The 21,463-nt window shown below is 54.1% G+C and carries 24 protein-coding genes and 2 tRNA genes; 6 read left to right on the forward strand and 20 right to left on the reverse strand.

Features of this window, described 5'->3' with window-relative positions; all coding sequences use genetic code 11:
* The first annotated feature begins 88 nt into the window (after positions 1-88).
* Positions 89-1,246, forward strand: coding sequence for a porin OmpC (gene ompC / locus BZK40_RS21250; RefSeq protein ID WP_060683647.1), 1,158 nt, complete (start codon positions 89-91; stop codon positions 1,244-1,246).
* A 170-nt stretch (positions 1,247-1,416) separates the two neighbouring features.
* On the opposite strand, the gene BZK40_RS21255 is transcribed toward ompC, so the two are convergent.
* A tRNA-Ser gene (locus BZK40_RS21255) sits at positions 1,417-1,506 on the reverse strand.
* A 93-nt stretch (positions 1,507-1,599) separates the two neighbouring features.
* Between BZK40_RS21255 and mtfA the strand changes: the two genes are divergently transcribed.
* From mtfA to BZK40_RS21280, 5 genes are all read left to right on the forward strand, one after another.
* Positions 1,600-2,364 (forward strand): DgsA anti-repressor MtfA, encoded by a 765-nt coding sequence (gene mtfA / locus BZK40_RS21260; RefSeq protein WP_032943883.1) that lies wholly within the window; start codon positions 1,600-1,602, stop codon positions 2,362-2,364.
* A 132-nt stretch (positions 2,365-2,496) separates the two neighbouring features.
* Positions 2,497-2,572 (forward strand) — tRNA-Asn (locus BZK40_RS21265).
* 260 nt (positions 2,573-2,832) lie between these two features.
* Entirely contained in the window at positions 2,833-3,870 is a 1,038-nt protein-coding gene (locus tag BZK40_RS21270) for an extracellular solute-binding protein (RefSeq protein WP_079935262.1), read from the forward strand.
* Positions 3,854-5,542, forward strand: a complete 1,689-nt coding sequence (locus BZK40_RS21275) for an ABC transporter permease (RefSeq protein WP_079935263.1) — start codon at positions 3,854-3,856, stop codon at positions 5,540-5,542. Before BZK40_RS21270 ends, BZK40_RS21275 begins: the two co-directional genes overlap by 17 nt.
* 10 nt (positions 5,543-5,552) lie before the next feature.
* Entirely contained in the window at positions 5,553-6,236 is a 684-nt protein-coding gene (locus tag BZK40_RS21280) for an ABC transporter ATP-binding protein (protein ID WP_032669186.1), read from the forward strand.
* A 24-nt stretch (positions 6,237-6,260) separates the two neighbouring features.
* Here BZK40_RS21280 and ldtA read toward each other — a convergent pair whose 3' ends face one another.
* The 19 genes from ldtA to BZK40_RS21375 all read right to left on the reverse strand — a co-directional run bounded on the left by ldtA (position 6,261) and on the right by BZK40_RS21375 (position 21,459).
* The gene (gene ldtA, locus BZK40_RS21285; protein WP_048235113.1) at positions 6,261-7,190 is read right to left on the reverse strand and encodes a L,D-transpeptidase; all 930 of its coding nucleotides are present in this window, start codon (positions 7,188-7,190) and stop codon (positions 6,261-6,263) included.
* A gap of 127 nt (positions 7,191-7,317) precedes the next feature.
* Entirely contained in the window at positions 7,318-8,382 is a 1,065-nt protein-coding gene (gene cobT / locus BZK40_RS21290) for a nicotinate-nucleotide--dimethylbenzimidazole phosphoribosyltransferase (protein ID WP_048216014.1), read from the reverse strand.
* Between the two features lie 24 nt (positions 8,383-8,406).
* On the reverse strand, positions 8,407-9,150 hold the full coding sequence (gene cobS, locus BZK40_RS21295; RefSeq protein WP_079935264.1) for an adenosylcobinamide-GDP ribazoletransferase: 744 nt from the start codon (positions 9,148-9,150) through the stop codon (positions 8,407-8,409).
* Positions 9,147-9,692, reverse strand: coding sequence for a bifunctional adenosylcobinamide kinase/adenosylcobinamide-phosphate guanylyltransferase (cobU, locus tag BZK40_RS21300; protein ID WP_079935265.1), 546 nt, complete (start codon positions 9,690-9,692; stop codon positions 9,147-9,149). Before cobU ends, cobS begins: the two co-directional genes overlap by 4 nt.
* Positions 9,689-11,209, reverse strand: a complete 1,521-nt coding sequence (locus tag BZK40_RS21305) for a cobyric acid synthase (protein WP_079935266.1) — start codon at positions 11,207-11,209, stop codon at positions 9,689-9,691. Before BZK40_RS21305 ends, cobU begins: the two co-directional genes overlap by 4 nt.
* A complete protein-coding gene (locus tag BZK40_RS21310; protein WP_003839037.1) occupies positions 11,206-12,021 on the reverse strand; it encodes an energy-coupling factor ABC transporter ATP-binding protein in 816 nt (271 codons plus the stop codon). The genes BZK40_RS21305 and BZK40_RS21310 overlap by 4 nt, the downstream gene beginning before the upstream one ends.
* Before the next feature lie 8 nt (positions 12,022-12,029).
* Positions 12,030-12,707 (reverse strand): energy-coupling factor ABC transporter transmembrane protein, encoded by a 678-nt coding sequence (locus BZK40_RS21315; protein ID WP_079935267.1) that lies wholly within the window; start codon positions 12,705-12,707, stop codon positions 12,030-12,032.
* Entirely contained in the window at positions 12,694-12,975 is a 282-nt protein-coding gene (locus BZK40_RS21320) for an energy-coupling factor ABC transporter substrate-binding protein (protein WP_003030289.1), read from the reverse strand. The genes BZK40_RS21315 and BZK40_RS21320 overlap by 14 nt, the downstream gene beginning before the upstream one ends.
* A gap of 2 nt (positions 12,976-12,977) precedes the next feature.
* The gene (gene cbiM, locus BZK40_RS21325) at positions 12,978-13,715 is read right to left on the reverse strand and encodes a cobalt ECF transporter S component CbiM (RefSeq protein WP_003834098.1); all 738 of its coding nucleotides are present in this window, start codon (positions 13,713-13,715) and stop codon (positions 12,978-12,980) included.
* A complete protein-coding gene (locus tag BZK40_RS21330; protein WP_003834099.1) occupies positions 13,712-14,425 on the reverse strand; it encodes a cobalt-factor II C(20)-methyltransferase in 714 nt (237 codons plus the stop codon). The genes cbiM and BZK40_RS21330 overlap by 4 nt, the downstream gene beginning before the upstream one ends.
* Positions 14,422-15,216 (reverse strand): sirohydrochlorin cobaltochelatase, encoded by a 795-nt coding sequence (gene cbiK, locus BZK40_RS21335; RefSeq protein ID WP_079935268.1) that lies wholly within the window; start codon positions 15,214-15,216, stop codon positions 14,422-14,424. Before cbiK ends, BZK40_RS21330 begins: the two co-directional genes overlap by 4 nt.
* Before the next feature lie 10 nt (positions 15,217-15,226).
* A complete protein-coding gene (locus BZK40_RS21340; protein WP_008785136.1) occupies positions 15,227-16,012 on the reverse strand; it encodes a cobalt-precorrin-6A reductase in 786 nt (261 codons plus the stop codon).
* Positions 16,009-16,734 (reverse strand): precorrin-3B C(17)-methyltransferase, encoded by a 726-nt coding sequence (locus tag BZK40_RS21345; protein ID WP_003030278.1) that lies wholly within the window; start codon positions 16,732-16,734, stop codon positions 16,009-16,011. Before BZK40_RS21345 ends, BZK40_RS21340 begins: the two co-directional genes overlap by 4 nt.
* Positions 16,734-17,789, reverse strand: coding sequence for a cobalt-precorrin 5A hydrolase (cbiG, locus tag BZK40_RS21350; protein ID WP_003834107.1), 1,056 nt, complete (start codon positions 17,787-17,789; stop codon positions 16,734-16,736). The genes BZK40_RS21345 and cbiG overlap by 1 nt, the downstream gene beginning before the upstream one ends.
* The gene (locus BZK40_RS21355; RefSeq protein WP_003030275.1) at positions 17,770-18,543 is read right to left on the reverse strand and encodes a cobalt-precorrin-4 methyltransferase; all 774 of its coding nucleotides are present in this window, start codon (positions 18,541-18,543) and stop codon (positions 17,770-17,772) included. Before BZK40_RS21355 ends, cbiG begins: the two co-directional genes overlap by 20 nt.
* Complete coding sequence (locus BZK40_RS21360) at positions 18,536-19,105, reverse strand: decarboxylating cobalt-precorrin-6B (C(15))-methyltransferase (RefSeq protein ID WP_008785138.1); 570 nt, start codon at positions 19,103-19,105, stop codon at positions 18,536-18,538. The genes BZK40_RS21355 and BZK40_RS21360 overlap by 8 nt, the downstream gene beginning before the upstream one ends.
* Complete coding sequence (locus tag BZK40_RS21365) at positions 19,095-19,700, reverse strand: cobalt-precorrin-7 (C(5))-methyltransferase (protein WP_003834111.1); 606 nt, start codon at positions 19,698-19,700, stop codon at positions 19,095-19,097. Before BZK40_RS21365 ends, BZK40_RS21360 begins: the two co-directional genes overlap by 11 nt.
* Positions 19,694-20,830 (reverse strand): cobalt-precorrin-5B (C(1))-methyltransferase CbiD, encoded by a 1,137-nt coding sequence (gene cbiD, locus BZK40_RS21370; RefSeq protein WP_003030269.1) that lies wholly within the window; start codon positions 20,828-20,830, stop codon positions 19,694-19,696. Before cbiD ends, BZK40_RS21365 begins: the two co-directional genes overlap by 7 nt.
* The gene (locus tag BZK40_RS21375; RefSeq protein ID WP_008785140.1) at positions 20,827-21,459 is read right to left on the reverse strand and encodes a cobalt-precorrin-8 methylmutase; all 633 of its coding nucleotides are present in this window, start codon (positions 21,457-21,459) and stop codon (positions 20,827-20,829) included. The genes cbiD and BZK40_RS21375 overlap by 4 nt, the downstream gene beginning before the upstream one ends.
* Positions 21,460-21,463 lie beyond the last annotated feature (4 nt).

Below are 21,463 nucleotides of genomic sequence, written 5' to 3' on the forward strand. Positions count from 1 at the left end.
TTAAATGAACTTCATAGATAGTATCCAAATGTAGTCACTCGGATAGTACTACATATTCATTTTAATTATTATGCAAAGGGAATATATAATGAAAAGAAAAGTATTGGCACTGCTTCTCCCTGCTTTATTAGCTGCAGGCGCAGCAAATGCGGCTGAAATCTATAATAAGAACGGCAATAAACTGGATCTGTACGGTAAAGTCGACGGTCTGCGTTATTTCTCTGACGATGCGGGCAACGATGGCGATCAGACCTATGCGCGTCTGGGTTTTAAAGGCGAAACCCAGATCAACGAGATGCTGACTGGTTACGGTCAGTGGGAATATAACATTAAGGCCAATACCGCTGAAGGTGACGGCGCAAATTCTGCAACTCGTCTGGCCTTCGCCGGTTTAGGTTTTGGCCAGAATGGTACCTTCGATTATGGTCGTAACTACGGCGTGGTCTACGACGTAGAAGCCTGGACCGATATGCTGCCAGAATTTGGCGGTGACTCCTACACCCAAACCGACGTGTATATGACCGGTCGTACCAACGGCGTAGCCACCTATCGCAATAAAGGCTTCTTTGGGCAGGCTGATGGCCTGAACTTTGCTTTGCAGTATCAGGGCAATAATGAAGACGGTGGTTCAGGCGAAGGTACCGGTAATGGTAAAGGTCGGGACCTGACACGTGAGAACGGCGACGGTTTCGGTATGTCCACCTCTTATGACTTCGACTTCGGTTTAAGTCTTGGCGCTGCATACTCCAGTTCTGACCGTTCTAACAATCAGGTTGCTGCTGGCCGTGGCGATAGTAGCCATGCCAACAGCTATGCAGGCGGTGACACAGCGGATGCCTGGACCGTGGGTGCCAAATATGATGCCAATGATATTTACTTGGCTGCCATGTACGCAGAAACTCGCAATATGACCGCTTACGGTGATTACGGTATCGCCAACAAAACCCAGAACTTTGAAGTAGTTGCGCAGTACCAGTTCGACTTCGGTCTACGCCCTTCCATCGCTTACCTGCAGTCTAAAGGCAAGGATTTAGGTGGTCAGGAAGTCAGTCGCGGTAACTGGCGTTATGTCGACAAAGACCTGGTCAAATATGTTGATGTGGGTGTGACTTACTACTTCAACAAAAACATGTCCACCTATGTCGATTATAAAATCAACCTGCTGGATGAAGACGACAGCTTCTATGAAAGCAATGGTATCGCAACTGACGACATCGTTGCGGTTGGTTTAGTCTACCAGTTCTAATTGACGCAAAAACAAGCAAGCCCGCTTCATATGAAGCGGGCTTTTTATTTATCCGAAACGTATTTTTTTTATCACACGGGCATTACAACGATAAACTTGTGAGGATACTCAAAGAAAAAAACATCCATGAGAACTGTCGTTGAAAGCGAGGCGTGCAAGTGCTTGAATAGTGGCGGAGAGAGGGGGATTTGAACCCCCGGTAGAGTTGCCCCTACTCCGGTTTTCGAGACCGGTCCATTCAGCCGCTCTGGCATCTCTCCGTTTTGGCGGTTGCCATGATGCCAGGTAATTTGGCATTTTAACAGACCCCGTTCCGTCAATTTCGTTCAAGTGACGAGTTTGCGAGCAAAACGATGATTAAGTGGCCCTGGAAAGAGCAAGAAACAACCCGGAGTGACGACTGGCCGTGGGACGACGCCCTGGCTATTCCTCTTCTGGTGAATCTCACCGAGCAAGAACAAGCCAGGCTTATCGCCCTGGCCGAGCGCTTTTTACAGCAAAAAAGATTGGTAGCGCTTCAGGGGTTTGAACTTGATCCACTAAAAAGTGCGCGCATTGCGCTGCTTTTCTGTTTGCCTGTTCTGGAATTGGGGATCGAGTGGCTCGACGGGTTTCATGAAGTTCTCATCTACCCTGCCCCGTTTGTCGTGGACGATGAATGGGAAGACGATATTGGGCTGGTACATAATCAACGTGTTGTACAGTCCGGGCAGAGCTGGCAGCAAGGTCCAATAATCCTCAACTGGCTCGACATTCAGGATTCTTTTGATGCCTCCGGCTTCAATCTGATCATCCATGAAGTGGCACATAAGCTTGATATGCGTAATGGCGACCGCGCCAGCGGTATTCCGGCGATCCCTCTGCGAGATATTGCCAGTTGGGAGCACGACCTGCATGCCGCAATGAATAACATTCAGGATGAAATTGATCTGGTCGGTGAAACCGCGTGCAGTATAGATGCCTACGCAGCGACCGATCCTGCCGAATGCTTTGCCGTTCTATCGGAGTATTTCTTCAGTGCCCCTGAATTATTTGCACCACGTTTTCCGGCATTATGGCAACGTTTCATTCAGTTTTACCGCCAGAACCCCATGGAGCGGTTACGCGATACCCGCTAAGGTGGCCATTGTCGCTCACCAAATGTGCATTAACGCTGAATTTGAAGATTAATTAACCAATTGAAATGACGCGCTAATTTTACTGTTGACACCTCATGGTGAGGTCAGTAATATGCGCCTCGTTCAAACGATTCCTCTGTAGTTCAGTCGGTAGAACGGCGGACTGTTAATCCGTATGTCACTGGTTCGAGTCCAGTCAGAGGAGCCATATTTAAGAAGCCTGCTTAGGAAACTAAGCAGGCTTTTTGCTTTTCAGGTCACTATAAAATCCCTCTCATAAGCCCCCTGCCTGCTCTGCACCGCTGTTACATGCCGCATCACAACGTTGATTAAAGTTATGTAAATGTAAATCGTTTAAACTTTGCAATTATTGTAAGTGCTAGTGATTATCATTTATTGTACGCGGGCCAAAGGAACGAGCCCCCCGCTCGGTTCACTGTACGTTCCAATTACTCTGGGATATAAACGATGAATTCTCTGCCTCGCGCCGGACTGCGCCGTATCACCCTTGCCTCTGCCCTGGTCTTCTCTGTTAGCCTACCGGCTTTCGCTCAGGATACGTTAACGCTCTATACCACCCGTGAACCGGGTCTGATCCAGCCTTTGCTTGATAGCTGGACCAAAACCAGCGGCATCAAAGTCAGTACGGTCTATATCAAGGACGGTATGCTTGAGCGCGTTAAAGCTGAAGGTAAAAATTCACCTGCTGACCTGCTGATGACCGTTGATGCCGGTAACCTCATTGATTTAGTGGAAGCGGGTGTAACTCAGCCAGTAGAGTCAGAAGCACTGAAAACCGCTATTCCGGCTAATCTGCGCGGTGCAGATAATCAGTGGTTTGCGCTGTCGATGCGTGCCCGCGTGCTGTATGCCGAGAAGTCACTGCCAATCGATAACTGGCATTACGAACAACTCGCCAGCCCTGAGTACAAAGGTAAAGTCTGTATTCGTTCCGGACAGCACCCGTATAACACAGCGCTGATCGCCGCAATGATTGCTCATCACGGTGAAGCAAAGACCGAAGAATGGCTGCGCGGTGTGAAAGCTAACCTGGCGCGTAAAGCTACCGGTGGCGACCGCGATGTAGCTCGCGATATTCTCGGTGGAATTTGCGATATTGGTCTCGCCAACTCCTATTACGTCGGCCATATGAAAAACGCCAAAGAAGGCAGTGATGTACGTCAGTGGGGCGATGCGATTAAAGTCGTTAAACCCACCTTTGAAAATGGCGGTACACACGTCAACATCAGTGGCGCAGCTGTAGCCCGCTATGCACCAAATAAAGCCGATGCCGTTAAGCTGATGGAATATCTGGTTTCCGCACCTGCCCAGCAGCAGTATGCGAAAGCGAACTTCGAATACCCGGTACTGAAAGGCGTGACGCTTGATCCGGTTATCAGTGCAACTATTGGTGAAATCGACGTCGATAAAACGCCGTTAACCGAAATCGTTAAATATCGTAAACAAGCTAGTCTGCTGGTAGATAAAGTTGGATTCGATCAATAAACCTCTGCAGTTTCCGACGTTACGCGGCCTGGTTTCCGGGCCGCAGTCATTATTAACGCCGCTACATCTTGGCGCGCTGTGCGTAGCGCTTGGCGTTCTGACACCCATCATTGCGCTGATTTGGCAGGCTACCCAGGCCGATTTATCTCACTGGGATAATCTCCTGACGTATGTACTGCCTGCCGCACTAAAAAATACCGTGCTGTTATTAGCCGGTGTCGCGGTGATGGTCGGCGTGATTGGCGTAGGCAGCGCATGGGCGGTAACGGCATGGGATTTTCCTGGACGTAAAATTCTTAGCTGGGCGTTACTGTTGCCGCTGGCAATGCCGACCTACATTGTGGCCTTTGCGTGGCTCGATCTGCTGCATCCAATTGGCCCCCTGCAAACCTTTATCCGTTTTTTATTGGGTTTTGACAGCCCAAGACAGTTCCGGCTGCCTGATTTACGCTCACTTTCCGGCGCAATCATCCTGCTCGGATTAGTGCTATACCCATACGTGTATCTGACAACCCGCGCCATGTTTATTAGCCAACCGGCTCATTTACTGGAAGCCGCACGCACGCTGGGATGCAGCGCAACCGGAACCTTCTTTCGTGTTGCTTTGCCCATGGCTCGTCCGGCACTGGCCGTTGGGATCAGTCTGGCACTGCTGGAAACGCTCAACGATATTGGCGCATCGGAGTTTCTCGGGGTACAGACGTTAACCGTTACCGTGTACACCACATGGATCTCGCGGTCTGATTTATCTGCCGCGGCACAAATTGCCTGCATGATGCTGATGTTTATATTCCTTATTCTGACGCTGGAATTTTATGGTCGTAGAAAACAAGGATTCAGCAGCCGCAGCCTACGGGAAATTCAACCAACGCGCGTGCAGGGCTGGCGTGGTTGGCTGCTCGGTGGCGTTATTTCACTGCCGGTTGTGCTGGGTTTTCTGGCTCCGGTACTGTTTTTAATGTGGGAAAGCGCCAAACGTATAGGTGATGAGAACCCCCTTTCCTCTTCGTTACTGTCAGCATTGCAAAATACGCTATCGCTGGCAGCGGGAACTACGCTAGTGGTGGTTTGCGTCAGTATGCTGGTGGCCTGGAGCGCGCGTCATAGCGCCGCAGACAACGCCATGCCGGGATTTCGTCGCGGCGTGATGCGTCTGGCCTCTTTAGGCTATGCGGTTCCCGGCACAATTCTGGCGATTGGCTTTTTAACCCCCGCCATGGCTGTCGACCGCTGGCTGGCAGATTTACTGGATGTTCGCGGCCTGCCGCTGATGTCCGCCGGGATCCTGCTGGTAATTTGTTGTGCCATGCGATTCCAGGCGATTGCCATTGGCGCACTGGATTCTGGTCTGGGCCGCATTCCACCTTCGCTGGAACAGGCGTCTCGTCTGTTGGGTGAGAATGGTGCGGGGACGTTTGCACGAGTCCATTTTCCCCTGCTGCGCCCGGCGTTAGTCAGCAGTGCCCTGCTGGTTTTTGCTGATGCCATGAAGGAGCTACCAACAACGTTGCTTTTGCGCCCGGTCAATTTTGAAACGCTGGCAACGTTGCTGTATGCGGAAGCCGCCCGTGGAACCTATGAAGAAGGTGCTATCGCCGCGCTAATGATTGTTTTAGCTGGCACGCTACCGGTTATTTTGTTGGTGCGTCACCAAATGACTCACCGTGGTTAAGAGAGCAACAATGTCAGAAATTGCATTACGACTCCAGGATGTACACGTTGCTTATGGCAACAGCCAGCAATCGGTACTGAGCGGATTTTCAATGTCGGTACGTAAAGGTGAAATTGCCTGTCTGCTGGGCGCTTCAGGCTGCGGAAAAACCACGGTACTACGCGCAGTAGCCGGATTTGAACGCCTGCAAAACGGAGAGATCTATGTGTCACAGCGACGTGTTGCCGGTCCCGGCGTTCATCTGCCACCGGAAAAACGTCATGTCGGCATGGTCTTCCAGGAATATGCGTTATTCCCCCATCTGACCGCGCAACAAAATGTCGCCTTTGGGTTGCGTCGCATGCCGCGTGAGGAACAACAGGCCAGAGTGACTGAGTTGTTGAAAATGGTGGAGTTACACAGCCATGCCAACCGCTATCCGCATGAGCTTTCCGGCGGGCAACAACAGCGTATCGCCCTTGCGCGCGCGTTGGCGCCACATCCGGAAATCCTGTTGCTCGATGAACCCTTCTCCAGCCTGGATAAGCGCACGCGTGAGCGTCTTGGCAACGAGGTACGGGATATTTTGCGCGCCGCCGGGCAAACGGCGCTGTTGGTTACCCACAGTGAACACGAAGCCCAGCTAATGGCTGACCATATTGGCGTGGTAAAAATGGGGCAGTATCAAATTAAAAAAGCGACCCATCCGACCTGAAGGTCAACAGGGTCGCCCTGAAAATTAATAATGCTTCTGTACCAGGCTAATGTTCACTGGCATACCGGAACGTCTTTCCAACGCCTGGCTCCCGCGGCTCACATCCACGTCATTCCCGCTGATAAAGGTGCGCAAAGCGGGAGTGACTGGCAAAGGTACCTTTCTGTCAGACTCGTATTCCGAACGGTTTCGTGACAGCGGCTCATGTACTTCCACCCAGCGACTACCGTCCGGCTCTTCGCTGTATTTCACCGGTCGGTCTATCAGTTGTACACGCGTCCCTACAGGCACCGTATCAAACAGGTACTTGATGTCATCATTCCGTAAACGGATGCACCCCTGGCTTACCCGCAGACCAATACCAAAATTGGCGTTTGTCCCGTGAATGGCATAAAGCCTGCCGATATAAATTGCATACAGGCCCATTGGATTTTCTGGCCCGGCAGGAACAAAAGCCGGTAAGCTTTCCCCGCGAGCGGCGTATTCACGTCGGGTATTTGGCGTCGGCGTCCAGCTTGGTGCTTCCTGCTTACGTTCGACCGCCGTCACCCAGTTACGCGGCGTTTCTCTACCCGCCTGACCAATGCCAATGGGTAAAACCTCAACCGTATTGCTGCCAGCAGGATAATAGTAAAGCCGCATCTCGGCGACGTTGATGACAATCCCCTCGCGCACGGTATCCGGAAGTATCAGTTGCTGCGGCACAACCAGCGTTGAACCCGATTTAGGCAGAAAAACATCGACGCCCGGATTGGCTTCAAGCATATTGCTCAACCCCTGTCCGTACTGAGCAGCAAATGCCTCCAGCGGCTTGGTGTTTCCTGGTGGAACCGTGATAGTCAAAGGGCTACCCACCAGGCGACTCCCCTCTGGCGGCAGCGGATAACTCACCGCCTGCGCGCCCTGACTCGCAAGCAGCATAATGAGTGAACAAAGCAGTTTTACACGACGCATCTTTTTCCTTTCCTTCGTCGCAACAGATATCCGTTAAGTATAGCTTTTATTATCTGTTTTAGTGGGTTACGACATATTTGCGCATAAAAAAACCTCGCCATCAGGCGAGGTTCAGGTTGAACGGTAACTACGCTTCCTTACCATCTGGAAGCACAATGTTACTGGCGGCGAGCTGCCCCATATTTTTGTACATCGCACAGGCAGCTTCAACAATCGGCATTGCCAACGCGGCCCCACTGCCTTCACCCAAACGCATCCCCATATTCAGATAAGGATCCAATTCAAGATGCGCAAGCGCGGTGCGAGCGCCCTTCTCAGCGGAGAAGTGTGACGGAATTAAGTAGGGTTTAATTTGTGGTGCAATCTGGCTGGCCGCCAGAGCAGCAGAATACGAAAGAAAACCGTCCAGCACCACAGGCAGACCACAGGAGGCCGCCCCAAGCATCACCCCCGCCATACCGACAAGATCAAACCCGCCAACCTTAGCCAGCACATCGACACCGTCATGGCGATCAGGTTGATTGACGGCAATTGCCCGGCGCACAACGTCTACCTTATTCCCCACCCGAGAAAGAGGAAGGTTAGCGCCAATACCCACGACTTCCTCAGCATCACTGCCGGTCAGCACGCTGACAATGGCCGCCGCAGGTGTAGTATTTGCCATACCAAGCTCCCCGACGCCAAACAGCGTTACACCGTCTTTTGCCAGCTCATGGGTATAGCGGATGACTTCCAGCAACAGCTCCTCGGCCTGCGAACGGCTCATTGCCGGGCCTTCGGCTATATTGCCGCAACCGCGTGCCACACGCATATTCACCACACCGGGAATAGGTTCAGCATCAATCCCAACATCTATCACATGAACCTTCGCCCCAGCCTGAGCGGCCAGGACGCAGACGCCGGTCGTTCCACGCGTCATATTGGCAGCCTGAATAGCCGTGACAACTTTAGGCGAAACGGCAACCCCTTCATCCCACACGCCGTGATCGGCGCACATCACCAGCATCGCTTTGCCGTTCACATGCGGCACGCCCTTCAGGCCAGGCATCCCGGCCAATTGTACGGCGAGAGATTCGAGTCGCCCCAAACTTCCCGGCGGCTTAAGCAAGCCGTCGATATGCTGCTGTGCACGCAACATCGCGGCACTGTCTGGTGATGGGATCGTGCGGAGTAAAGAGGTTAAAGTCTGCATAAGGATTCCAGTATGTGGGCTGACTCAGAGCAGAGCCAGCAAGAAAATCAACTCGCCAAGTTCAATGGCAGCGCCCAGCGTATCGCCGGTTTGCCCACCCAACGTGCGTTTTAATAACTGCCCAAGAATAAAAACCGCCACTATTGTGACAACCAGCGCTGCCACGCCGCGCATGCCAGGAAGTAGCACGGTGGCAAGGATCGCCGCTAATCCCAACGTAACGCAGGTTTGACGCCCGGTGACTTTGCCAATAAAAACGTTGCCCAGTCCTTCTTCGCGGGCATAGCGATGCCGATACATCAGCAACACCGCCGTTCCTCGCCCGGCAACACATGCCGCTGCCAGCGCGGCCAGCATTGGCGTGCCACGCAAAGCCAGTTCACTCACCACCAGTACCTTCGCCAGTAAAACGAAAATTAACGCCAGTCCACCGTGGGTGCCCAGACGACTGTCGCGCATGATTTCCAGCATCCGCTCGCGTCGGCGCGCCGAAAAAATGCCGTCACAGGTATCCGCCAGACCATCCAGATGAAATCCCCCGGTCAGCAATGCCAGTGTCAGCACCGCAAAAAGGGCCGCCAACGGAATACCGCACCAGGGCTGGAGCGCCATAAAGACCAGCCCCGTCAGCCCTCCCAACACGACGCCAATCAGGGGAAACATTACAATACCGCGGGAATAGTGCTCGAAATCCAGTCCTTGCGACCAGCGAGCAGGAACGGGCAAGCGACTGATAAAAGAGAGCATTGCCCAGAACAACTTACTCATTTAATTTTGACTCCAATTCCTGATACCACCAGCCAGACCTCATCCGCTGCCGCCGCCAGTCGCTGGTTCACGCGTCCTGCAATATCACGAAAATGCCGCGCCAGACGATTCTCCGGCACAATCCCCATACCCACTTCGTTAGTGACCAACACGATCTTTGCCGGGCAGCATTGACAGGCTGCGATCAGCGAACGGATTTCACCTTCGATAGACTGCTCCATCGCCGCGTAATCCCAGCTGTCCGGATCGCTTTCACCGCCCAGCGCAAACAGCAAGTTGGTCACCATCGTGGTGATGCATTCCAGCAGAATAGCTTCCTGAGGATCGTTCGTGTCCGTGATCAGTTCATCAAGATGTTGCCAACGTTCGGCTGTCCGCCAGTGCGCAGGACGTCCATCGCGATGATGCTGAATTCGCGCAGCCATCTCCTCATCAAAAATCTGCGAAGTCGCGATATACAAAACATTTGGGGAATCAGCGATCAGCGCTTCCGCATGCCGACTCTTACCGCTTCGCGCGCCACCAGTAACCAGAATCATCATACTGGCTCCCGGTGTTGCTGCATGATGGTATAAATTTTTTCAATATCGATGTGTTGCCGCATCGCATCCGCCAGCAGATCAAACTGCTGCGATTTATATTGCGCGTAATGGAAGGTGGAATCCAGCGGAGCTAACCCTTTACGTTCTCGCAGGCCATTGACCAACGCACGGGTGAAATCATCGCTGTCGAAAAGACCGTGAAGATAGGTGCCGAACGCCAGACCATCCGGAGTGACCGCGCCGTCAACAACGTTGCCGCCGTCTTTGTGCAACGTCATCACCGACCGGCATTCATCGGTTAATGCTGTTTCGCCCATATGAATTTCATAACCGCGAACGGATAACCCCGCCGTGCCCGCCAGCCAGTCAGGCAGCGATGAAGACATTTGTCCCTCAACCAGGGTCGTGGTTTTGTGCTGGGCAAAATGGGTGACTGTATTGAGTAAGCCCAGACCCGGCAGCGTACCGAGGCCCGACTCTACTTCATCAATGATGGTGTCGCCGAGCATTTGATAGCCGCCACAAATCCCCACCACCGGTACGTTATTACGATGTAATTGCACGACGCCATGCGCCATCCCACTTTCACGCAGCCATACCAGATCGCCAAGGGTATTTTTGCTGCCCGGCAAAATCACCAGATCGGCTCCCACCAGCTCTTCAGGCTGGCGAACATAGCGCACGCGCACATCCGGCTGCGCAGCAAGCGCATTGAAATCAGTAAAGTTAGAAATGTGCGGTATTTGAACAACGGCGATATCGATGTCGCGTTTGTCAGTGCGCAAATACTTGCCCTTTTGCAGCGCAACGCCATCTTCATCTTCCAGATCAACATCCAGCCATGGCATCACGCCCAGTACCGGAACGCCGGTCAGCGCTTCAATTTGCTCGATACCGGAGTGCAGCAGCGTCACATCACCGCGAAACTTGTTGATGATCACCCCTTTTACCCGCGCGCGCTCGTGATCGTGCAACAGCGCCAGCGTGCCGTAAATGGAGGCGAACACCCCGCCACGATCGATATCCGCCACCAAAACGACAGGGCACTGCGCCATCTCGGCCATACCCATATTGACGATATCGCGATCGCGCAGGTTAATCTCTGCCGGGCTCCCCGCTCCTTCCAGCACCAGCACATCGAACTCCTGCGCCAGGCTGTTATAAACTGACAGGATCTGTTCCCGCAGACGTGGCTTGTACTCGTGGTAACTCACCGCGTCCATATCGGTTGCCACTTTACCCATCAGCACTACCTGCGCTTTTCGATCGCTGGTCGGTTTAAGTAACACTGGGTTCATACGCACATCTGGCGTAATGCCTGCGGCTTCGGCCTGAAAAATTTGCGCGCGGCCCATTTCTTTTCCCTCTGGCGTAATGCCAGAGTTCAGCGCCATGTTCTGCGATTTGAACGGCGCGGTATGCAGTCCATCCTGATAAAAAATACGACACAGCCCGGCGACCAATACGCTTTTACCCACATCAGATGCCGTTCCCTGCAACATTATTGCCTGCGTCATGACGCCTCCTTCAGTGCGTTCTCTCGCATACAACTAAAAAATTCAGCCTCTGTTTTACACAGCGGGAAGCCCAACTCTGTATGCAGCTTCACCAGCCAGGGCTGAGTTAATCCCGCTTGTTCAATAAGATCCGTACGGGCGAATACGTCGCCTGGCGTGCCGTGCGTGAGTACTTCGCCCCGGCGTAAAACGTACACCGCATCGCTGACTTCATAGATAAGATCGATATCATGGCTGGAAATTACGACGTGGTTTCCTTGCGCAACGATGCGTTTGATTATCTCAATCATCTGCGTGCGGCCTGACGGGTCAAGGCCCGCAGTAGGTTCATCCAGCAGCAGATACTGCGCCTGCAACACCAACGCCCCGGCAATCGCTACGCGTTTTTTTTGCCCATGGCTTAAGCACTGAATGGGCTGATGGCGAAAATGCTGGGCGTCGACCAGCGTAAGCGCATCTTCCACGCGCCGAGCGATTTCAGCTTCATCCACCCCAAGATTGCGCAGGCTAAAGGCGATATCGCTGTCGATATCGGTATAAAAGATTTGCTGATCGGGATCCTGAAATACCGTTGCCACCTGTTGACGCAGCGCCAGCAGGCCGCGCTTGCTGTAATCCAGCGGTTTGCCCTGCCACATCACCGCGCCTTGCTGTGGGCGCAATAAGCCACTCAGGTTCATAAACAGCGTGGATTTCCCGCAGCCATTAGCGCCTACCAGTCCGGTGACGGCATGCGTCGAAAAATCCAGAGTTAGCCCTTTGAGGATCGGGTCATCCTGATAGCGAAACCAAAGCGCTGAGGTGGCAAGCATACTTTTCCTTACAGGTGAAAATCACCCTGATACAGTTTGATATCCAGTGTGGTGGTCATTTGCTGGTAGCGGATCAACACACGGGTAAACAGCAATCCCACCAGCATTGCCAGAGAGCGGTAGCCCAACGGCAAGCTACGATAACCAAAACGCAGCGTTTGTGCGCGATGAATAGCCAGCGCCTCGTCTAACAGGATAAAAATAAACCGCCAGGTCAGCAGGATCTGCTCAGTTAGCAGGCGAGGAACGTGCGCGCGTTTGAGTAAGATAATTAATTGCGGAAACGGCAGATTCAGTACCAGCCAGAAGGTTGCCGCCAACGCGGCAAGGCTGCGCCAGAAGGTTTCATTGGCGGTTACCAGGCCTGGTGCGCTGATCCCCAACCAGTAACTTCCCACAGGTATGCTGGCCAACAGCGTCTGTGGATCGCGGCTGATGCTAAACAAAATGGTCACCACGCCAACCGTGAGAAAACCAAATGGCAATGCCATCCAACGGCACCAGCGCCAGAAGGAAATACGCAGCAGCCAGCAGCTCAGCGCGGCAATAAGTAAAAGCTCAATACCCTGCCCCAATGGGGGCAGAGTAAACGCCAGAATCATCATCACCAGCCAGAGCAGAAATTTCCGCATCGGCGAGACATGAACCCAACGGCTTTGATAGCTAAGCCTGTCAAGCCCGGTCATCACGGCGTTGCCTACCCTTGGTGTAACCCAGGATATAGAAAATCACGGCTGCGCCAAGCGATCCCTGGAGCGTAAACAGCAGACTTTCAATTTCACCGCTTGCGGGTTCATACAACGGCTGGAACCAGGGCTCATAATGCGGGGCAATAGCCTGAATCTGGCTTTCCGCCTCACCATCTGACCCGCCGTACTCCCCACCGTGGTTGATAAAGAACGGCAGGATCACCAGCGCCACTACCATGCCCAATATAATCAGCGTCTTTTTCATCGTTAATGCCCTTGTGCGGTTATCAACTGGCGTTTGGTTAGCTGATCGTAAATCAGCACGGTAAGTAACCCTTCCGCAATCGCAATTGGGATCTGCGTCAGGCAGAAAATCCCCATGAACTTAATGATTGAGCCGGTAGCACCAGCAGAGGGATCCGGGAACGCAACGCCCAGCTGTACCGAGGTCACGAAATAGGTGACGAGATCCGCCAGCATCGCACACAGGAAGACGCAGACATCACGACGCAGCCCTGCGCGGCAGGCCATTTTCCACACCATGTAACCCACTACCGGGCCAATTACCGCCATCGACATGCCGTTCGCGCCGAGCGTTGTCAAACCACCGTGTGCCAGCAGCAGAGCCTGGAACAGCAGGACAATCGCCCCAAGGATGGCTACCACGCCCGGTCCAAACAGGATAACCGCCAGGCCTACACCAGTTGGATGAGAGCAGCTTCCGGTGACGGAAGGAATTTTCAGCGCCGACAGCACAAAAATAAAGGCTCCACACAGGGCCAGCAAAACCTTCTGGTGGTTATCCTCCTGCACAATTTGGCGCAGACGTACCAGCCCGTACCACAGGCAGGGTAAAAACAGCAGCCACCAGGCCAGCGCCCACATCGGCGGCAAGAAACCTTCCATAATGTGCATGGCGAACGCTTGTTCAGGAACAATCATCAGTAATAGCGCCGCAGCCAACCCGCTGAAAGACAGCTGTTTTAGCTGTTGTTCAAGCTTCATTGTGCATACTCCCACTGTTTATTGACCAGAATGGTCGAGAAATAAGGCAGCGGCTGATCGTCGCTCACCTCATCGAGATGACGCCAGCACTGTTCACCTGGCAGCGTGGCTTCAGACATCATTAATGCACAGTCCAACAAACCTTCTTGTTGTAGCAGCGCTTTGATACGTGCAAAACGACCGTACACTTTCATCAACACCAGACTGTCATGCTGTTTTAACGCTTGCTGGATTTCCGCTTCCGGCGCGGTACAGGAGACCACCGCCAGTGACTGTTGCTCCATAGCGAGCGGCGTTTTGGAACGCGCGGCAATCGCGGCGAAAGAGGTCACGCCCGGAACGATTTCCAGCCAGTCAGGACAACCAATACGCTGAAGTAAAAAGACCCAGGTGCTGAACAGCATCGCATCGCCGAGAGTGATAAACCCCACCTGCTTACCGGCCTCGACTTCCTGAACCAGCGCGGCAGCAACTTCATCCCAGACGGCCTCTTTTTCAGCGCTATCGGCACTCATAGGAAAATGGCAGCAGCGGACTTCGGTCTGTTCACCGATATACTCACGTACAATCGACAATGCCAGACTGTCGCCGCCTTTACGCCCGGCAGGCGCATAGAGAATATCCAGCGCGCCCAGCGTGCGTGCGGCACGCACGGTAATCAAGTCGGAAGCACCTGGCCCGGTGCTCAGTGCATACAGTTTTCCGCTCATGCTGCTTCCTCCAGCGCCACATTAAGCGCCTGCTGTAAATGTGCCACGAACATGGCGCGAACCGCCGGGTTCTCACCCAGACCACTAAGCCACGGCGTAGCCGGTATCCCGGCTGCATTGAACAACGTTTTCCAGGAATCATCTTCATCGGAGGCCATATCGTTGATGGCATGGTCGCCAGCGACTAACATCAGCGGCATCAGATGCACCGCCGTCACCCCTTCCTGAGATAAACTTTCAATCAGCACATCCACTTCCGGATAGCTTTCCACCGCCCCAACCCGCGCGGGAAAGCGCTGCGCCGTCATCATGTGGTCGAGACAGGCATAGGCGGCAAAAGCATGGTGGCTGGCACCGTGTCCCATAAAGACCACTTTTTCACTTTCGCCAAGCTCCGGCATCTGCTGTTGCAACGCCAGCATCAACTGTGCGTAATCTTCATGGCTGCTCAGCAGCGGTACACCCAGCGTCAGGCGTGAAAACAGCGGACGCATACTTTGCACTTCGCGGACAATTTTTTCGTATTCGTCACCATTAATAATGTGCAGCGACTGAATAGCCACATCCTGATACCCCTGCTCCGCCAGTTTTTGCAGCGCCTGCAGCGGCGTGTCGATTTCAATGCCGTCGCGCTGCTTGAGCTTGCGGATTATCATCCCGGAGGTAAACGCCCGGAACAGGTCGCGGTCAGGGCAGCTAGCTGCAAGATCGCGCTCACAGGCCACAATATTTTTCTCGCAGGTGTCGTGATAGCTGGTGCCAAAACTGACCACCAGAAGCGCCTTTTTCATCTCAAACTCCTTAAGCAGTGGCCAGCCAGCGCGTTAAACGCGCCCCAAAGGCGGCCTGACTTTCCAGTAACTCTTCTCCCGTCACCAACGGTGCCGGACGTGTAATCACGATGCAGGGGATTCCGGCATCCAGACAGGGTTGAACCTTTTCCTGATAACCACCTTCAGCGCCAGATGCTTTGGTGATCACCACATCAGCCTGGCACTGGCGATAAAACGCAGCGTTGAACTCGGCGCTAAACGGTCCGCACAGTGCGAAGATTTCACCGACGCCAAATCCCAGATCCGCGCATTGCTGAATGACCTCAGGAACAGGCAGAACGCGCGCCAGCAGCGTTTTTTCAGGCAACCCTTCGCGCCAGATAGCCAGATCTTTACTGCCGGTCGTCAGCAGCACACGATCGCCGAAGCGTCGCGCCAACTCACAGGCTTGCTGAATGCTTTGTACGGTATACAGGTGCGGGTGAGTTAAACCACTCAACTGCTCAGGGCGCTGGTAGCGGCTCAGCAGTACGCCCGCCGCTTCGCAGGCGCTCATGATGTTGCGGCTCACCACCTCGGCGTACGGATGCGAGGCATCGATCACCCAGCGCGTCCGATTTTCCTGTAGCCAGGCAATCATTTGTTCGCGCTCCAGACGCCCGCAGCGCACCTGGCCTTTGATGTCTCCCGCCAGTTGTTTCCCTGTTGGGGTTGCAACTGACAGGGTGTAGGCCACGTTTGCCGCATCCAGTTGCTGGCACAGCATGCGCGCATCGCTCGTACCGCCCATGACCAGCACATCACCGTAATTCACAGCACATAACCTCGTGGCGTGATCATCAGGCCGTCCTGAACATAGGTTGTTTTGTTACCCACGATCACAAGGCTGGTCATATCAACCGGTTCGAAATCCATTTCACCGAGCGTGGTTAACCATTTTTCCTGCTTTTTACGTCCGGCAGACTTCACAATACCCACCGGCGTTTGTGCGCTTTTGCTGGCGGAAAGCAGTTCAAATGCGCGCGCCAGATGACCTTCGCGACCCCGACTGCGCGGGTTGTAGAAACAGATAACAAAGTCTGCCTCACCGGCGGCAACGATGCGTTTTTCGATAACCGGCCATGGCGTTAACAGATCGCTTAAGCTGATGTGGCAGAAGTCGTGCATCAGCGGCGCACCCAGCAAAGAGGCCGCGGCAATACTAGCGGTCATGCCAGGTATTAGCCTGACCTCAACATCCAGCTTTTGCTTGCTGACCAGTTCAAGCACCAGCCCGGCCATACCGTAAATCCCCGCGTCACCGCTACTGATCAGCGCCACGTTGTGACCCGCCTGTGCCAGTTCGATCGCCGCCTGGCAGCGTTCAATCTCTTTGCACATTCCGGTTTTGATCACCTGCTTGTCACCCGTGAACGCTTTTACCAGATGGGTGTAGGTTTTATAGCCAACGATGATTTCCGCTGCCTGCAGTGCTTCAACGGCTTCCATGGTCATCATTGCCTGCGAGCCAGGGCCAATTCCAATTACGCTTAACATCAGTGTGAAACTCCCAAAGTGATAGTGACGCCCTGTTCTCGCAGGGTCTCGCCTAACAGTTTTCCGTGGCTCAACAGCCAGGCTGCAGGACCGGAAACGCTTCCTGTACCCACCGTTTTGCGAACAAACGATGAGGCTGGAAAACGGTGCTCATGCTCACGCAGCGCGTCAGCAGTAAAGGTTTCGAAAGGAACGCGGCAGCACGAAGCCAGTTGGATAAGTCCCTGTTCATCTTTTTTCAGCGTGATGCTGCCAATCGCTTTTAGCGCCAACGGATCGAGCTGTTGAGCTTCAAGTTGCCGGGCAAGCAGCGCAGCCAGCAGAGGGAACGGCGTATCACGGCGACAGCCAATTCCGGCCACAACCCGCTGTGGCACCAACTTCCAGTGCGGAACAGGCAGGTCAGGTAAATTGGTGCGTAAGGTGATGCACACCAACGCATCCAGTTCAGGGAGCTGGTTGAGATCGGTTACCGTGATAAATCCGCGCCGGTCGCAATGGCTGACATCCTGCGTCAGTTCGTCATCCCACCACAGACCAACCCGCTTATTGCTGACCAGCATCTGATTCACGATTTTCACCGCCGAACGGAAATCACTCATCCGGGCATTCAGTTGAAATGCCAGCGTATCCAGTGCCGCCATATCGTTCACATCCGTCGCGGTAGTGATAACCGGGTCAGCGCCCAACATGCCCGCCAGATAACGCGCCAATGCATTGGCACCGCCCGCGTGACCGGAGAGCAGGCTGATGACATGCTGGGCACGTTCATCAATGACCACCACCGCCGGATCGCAGAATTTGTCATTGACCAGCGGGGCCAGTACGCGCACCGCAATGCCGGTCGCACCGATAAAAATCAGCGCCGAGTAATTCGTAAACGCTTCGCGGGCGGTATTCGCAAAGCCGTTTTCAAAGGGAATAAACCCCTCCTCCAGCAGCTTTTCACTGGTAAAACAGGTAACCGGCAGCATGGCTGCCAGACGTTTCGCCAGCACAACGCCACCAGGAGTCAGGCAAAAAAGCGCAATTGACTCAGGCTTTACGGTATTCATGGCTAAAGTCCGCCGCATAGAGTTTGGAGTAGTGATACTCCGAGCCCAGGAAATTACCGACCAGAATAAGGGCCGTTTTACGGATGCCCGCATCGCGAACCTTGTCGCCAATATCCGCCAGGGTCCCGCGCACGGTCTGACTTTCCGGCCAGGTCGCTTTATAGATCACCGCCACGGGCGTGGTCGCCGGATAGCCGCCTTCAATAAGACGCTCGGCCACCCGATGAATACGCTGGACGGAAAGATAAATCGCCATTGATGTCTGGTGGCTGGCAAAAGACTCCAGCTGTTCACGCTCTGGTACCGGGGTGCGGCCTTCCAGGCGCGTAATGATCAGGCTCTGTGAAACTTCAGGTACGGTGTACTCCACGCCCAGCTCCGCCGCCGCGCCGAGGAACGCGCTGACGCCGGGGACCACCTGCCAGTCAATCCCGCGTTTGGTCAGCTCCTCACCCTGCTCGCGTACGGAACCGTACAACGAGACATCACCGGTTTGCAGGCGCACAACGGTCTTGCCCGCTTTCACTCCGGCCTCCATCAGATCAAGGATCTGCTCCAGATGCAGTTCGGCACTGTCGTGACATTCAGCACCGGCAGGGCAATACTCCAGCAATTCAGTGTTAATCAGCGATCCGGCGTAGATAACAACCTGCGCCTGCTGCAGCAACCGGTAACCTTTGAGGGTAATCAGCTCGCGATCGCCAGGACCTGCGCCAACAAACCACACGCTACGGGGATCAAAAATCTCAGACATGGTTTCCTTCCTTCTGACAGGCGATAACAAATACGGGGTTATTCGGTTTAAAATAGTGACCATTGCCAAGCGTGGTAAGCGAGGAAACCTGTAGCTGCAGGCAATCCACTCCCTGTACGCCAAGATGATCCAGATGTGCCAGCGCGGTGTTGAGGTTTTCCTGGAGGATAAACGTCATTACCAGACGCCCTGCGGGATGCAATTGGCGCATCGACCAGTCAATTAGTTCGGTCAGATGGCCTCCGCTGCCGCCCATAAAAATGGCATCGGCTTTTTCAGCGATGGTCATGGGAGCAACGCCGGGAAAAATATCGATATTTGCGCAGGCAAAATGCTGGCGGTTTTCATCCAGCAACCTGAGCGCCGCCGGGTTACGTTCGATGGCCGTTACACGTAATCCGGGATATTGCAACGCCGCCTCTATCGACACGCTGCCGGTTCCGGCACCAATATCAATCAGGTGACTGGCGCGGTGTAATTCAAGTTTTGAGAGGGCAAGTGCGCGTACCGCTTCTTTGGTCATCGGCACTTTCTCTCCACGCAGAAACAGCTCATCTTTCATCAAGGATCACCACTGCATTCATGTCATAGTCAGCGTTAACTTCACGCACAGGCAGGAAATGGATCTGTTCGTTTTCCATCGCCAGGTTTTCGCCAATCACCATCCAGCGATGCCCCTTGCCTCGGGCAATGAGCTGCTGCGCGATTTCTCGCGGGCCACACAGCGCATCAGTCACCATCGCCACCTTGTTATGTCGCGCCAACTCATCAAAACAGACGCTGCGGCCATGGCTACTGGTCAGCCACATATCGTTCATATCAATACCGGACTGCGCGCACAGGTACTGCACCGCACTAATGCCGGGAATAATCCGCACATTCTCAATACCAAAATGCGCCACCATGCGCGTCCCGATGCCGTAAAACAGGGGATCGCCAGACGCCAGTACCACAACGTGCTTCTCCTGGTGCGCGCTAATCCAGCTCAGGAGTTCCGGGATATTGGCGCCAAGAGCAAACTGTTCACCGGCAAAATCCGGGAATTGCTGCAAATGCCGCTTTCCACCGACCAGAACATCCGCCGTCGCGACCGCTTCTCGTGCCGCAGGCGTCATCAAATGCAAACCGGCGGGGCCCATCCCTACAACGGTTAACATTGCATCTCCTCAGCAATCTCTGCGACCGGACGATTACTTCCAAGAACCTGATTATCAAAAGAAAACATGATGGCATCGCAGGTCGGGGGATTTTTGGTAAAGCGCAGCGTTTGCAGAACACGCATACAAATGCGCTGAGCCAGATGGTCATAAATGTGCTGGAAACCGTACGCGTCGATATGTTCCATCGCCGCTTCGGTGGTATCGCACTCGCTGACCAACGTCAGCAGTTCCAGCGGTGCGCCAAGTAGCGCGAGGTGGGCCACCAGCGTTTCCATGCGGGCATCGGCAATATGGCTATGAGTGTGGAAGATCCCCGCCGCGATTTTGACGAGCTTACCGGGGTGCCCCACCAGTACGATTTGCCGGAACCCCAGACGTACAGCTTCTTCAATCATGTAACCGACAAAGTTGCTCATGGTGACCACAACCTGGGTGTCGATACCCATCTGCTCGCGCACAAAACGCTCGCCGTGGTTTCCCGGCACCAGTACAACACGCTCCAGCCCTGCCGCCCGCTTAATTTCCAGCTCAAGCGACAGCGAACGCTTCCAGCTCTCTTCTGACATCGGCGTGACAATACCCGTGGTGCCGATAATCGAAATGCCGCCAAGAATGCCAAGGCGAGAGTTGTAGGTTTTTTGCGCCCGTTCTTCGCCTTCTGGCGCGAAGATTTCAATCTGCGCCCCACGATTTGGGCCAATCGCTTCGCGGACGGCTGATTCAATGGTCTGGCGAGGTGTACGGTTAATCGCCGAACTGCCCACCGGCAGGCCAATCCCCTTGCGGGTTACCGTACCGACCCCTTCACCGCCCTGTAAGGCAATCACGCCACTATCGTCTAACGTCACGCGAGCAAAAATCAGCATGCCGTGGGTGGCGTCCACATCATCTCCACCGTCTTTGCGGATGGCCGCTATTGCCTGCTGCCCTTCGATATGCGGTGACTCCACGTTCAGGCACAGCGTCACCCCGGAAGGCGTCACGATGGAAACCTGATGGATGAGGTGTTGGCGCAATACCATCAACGCGGCAACTTTTGCCGCCGCCGTGGCGCACGATCCCGTGGTATATCCTTTACGCAGCGCTTTACCGTTGTGCCACACCGGCGTATCGAAGGCCTCGCTCATCGCGCCCCCTGCATGTGATAAAGCATGGCGTTGACGATAGCGGCGGCGACATTGCTTCCCCCTTTGCGGCCTAACGCTGCAATGGCGGGCAAATTGCTTTGGGTCAGGGCATCTTTCGACTCTTCAGCACCAACGAACCCGACCGGTACACCCACCACACCGCTGACGGCAACATCATGCTCAAGCAGGCGGAACAGCGCAGTCGGCGCGTTGCCAAAGACAAACAGCTTTTCCCCCTCTTCCTTCACCGCAATGTCGACTGCCGCCATGGACCGGGTAATACCCTGCTCTTTTGCCGTACGCACAACCCGCGGGTCGCTGATGTAGCAGCGGCATTCACCGCCGAATTTTGCCAGCAGCGTTTTATTGATCCCGGAAAGCGCCATCGTGGTATCGGTATAAATCACGCTCGAACGGCTAAGCGCCGCACAAAACTGCTCCAGCACATCACTGGAAAACCACAGAATGTCCAGCCAGTCGAAATCTGCCGTCGTGTGAATAACCCGCTTGATAATGGCTTCATGTAACGGACTGGCAAACTGATAGTCCGGACGGGTTTCACGGATGATCTCGCCAATAATGTCGAAACTTTTGGCTTCAATCGCCTGGGGTTGCTGGATGTATTGCATTATG

The organism is Citrobacter portucalensis, assembly GCF_002042885.1.
Taxonomy (GTDB): Bacteria; Pseudomonadota; Gammaproteobacteria; order Enterobacterales; family Enterobacteriaceae; genus Citrobacter; species Citrobacter portucalensis.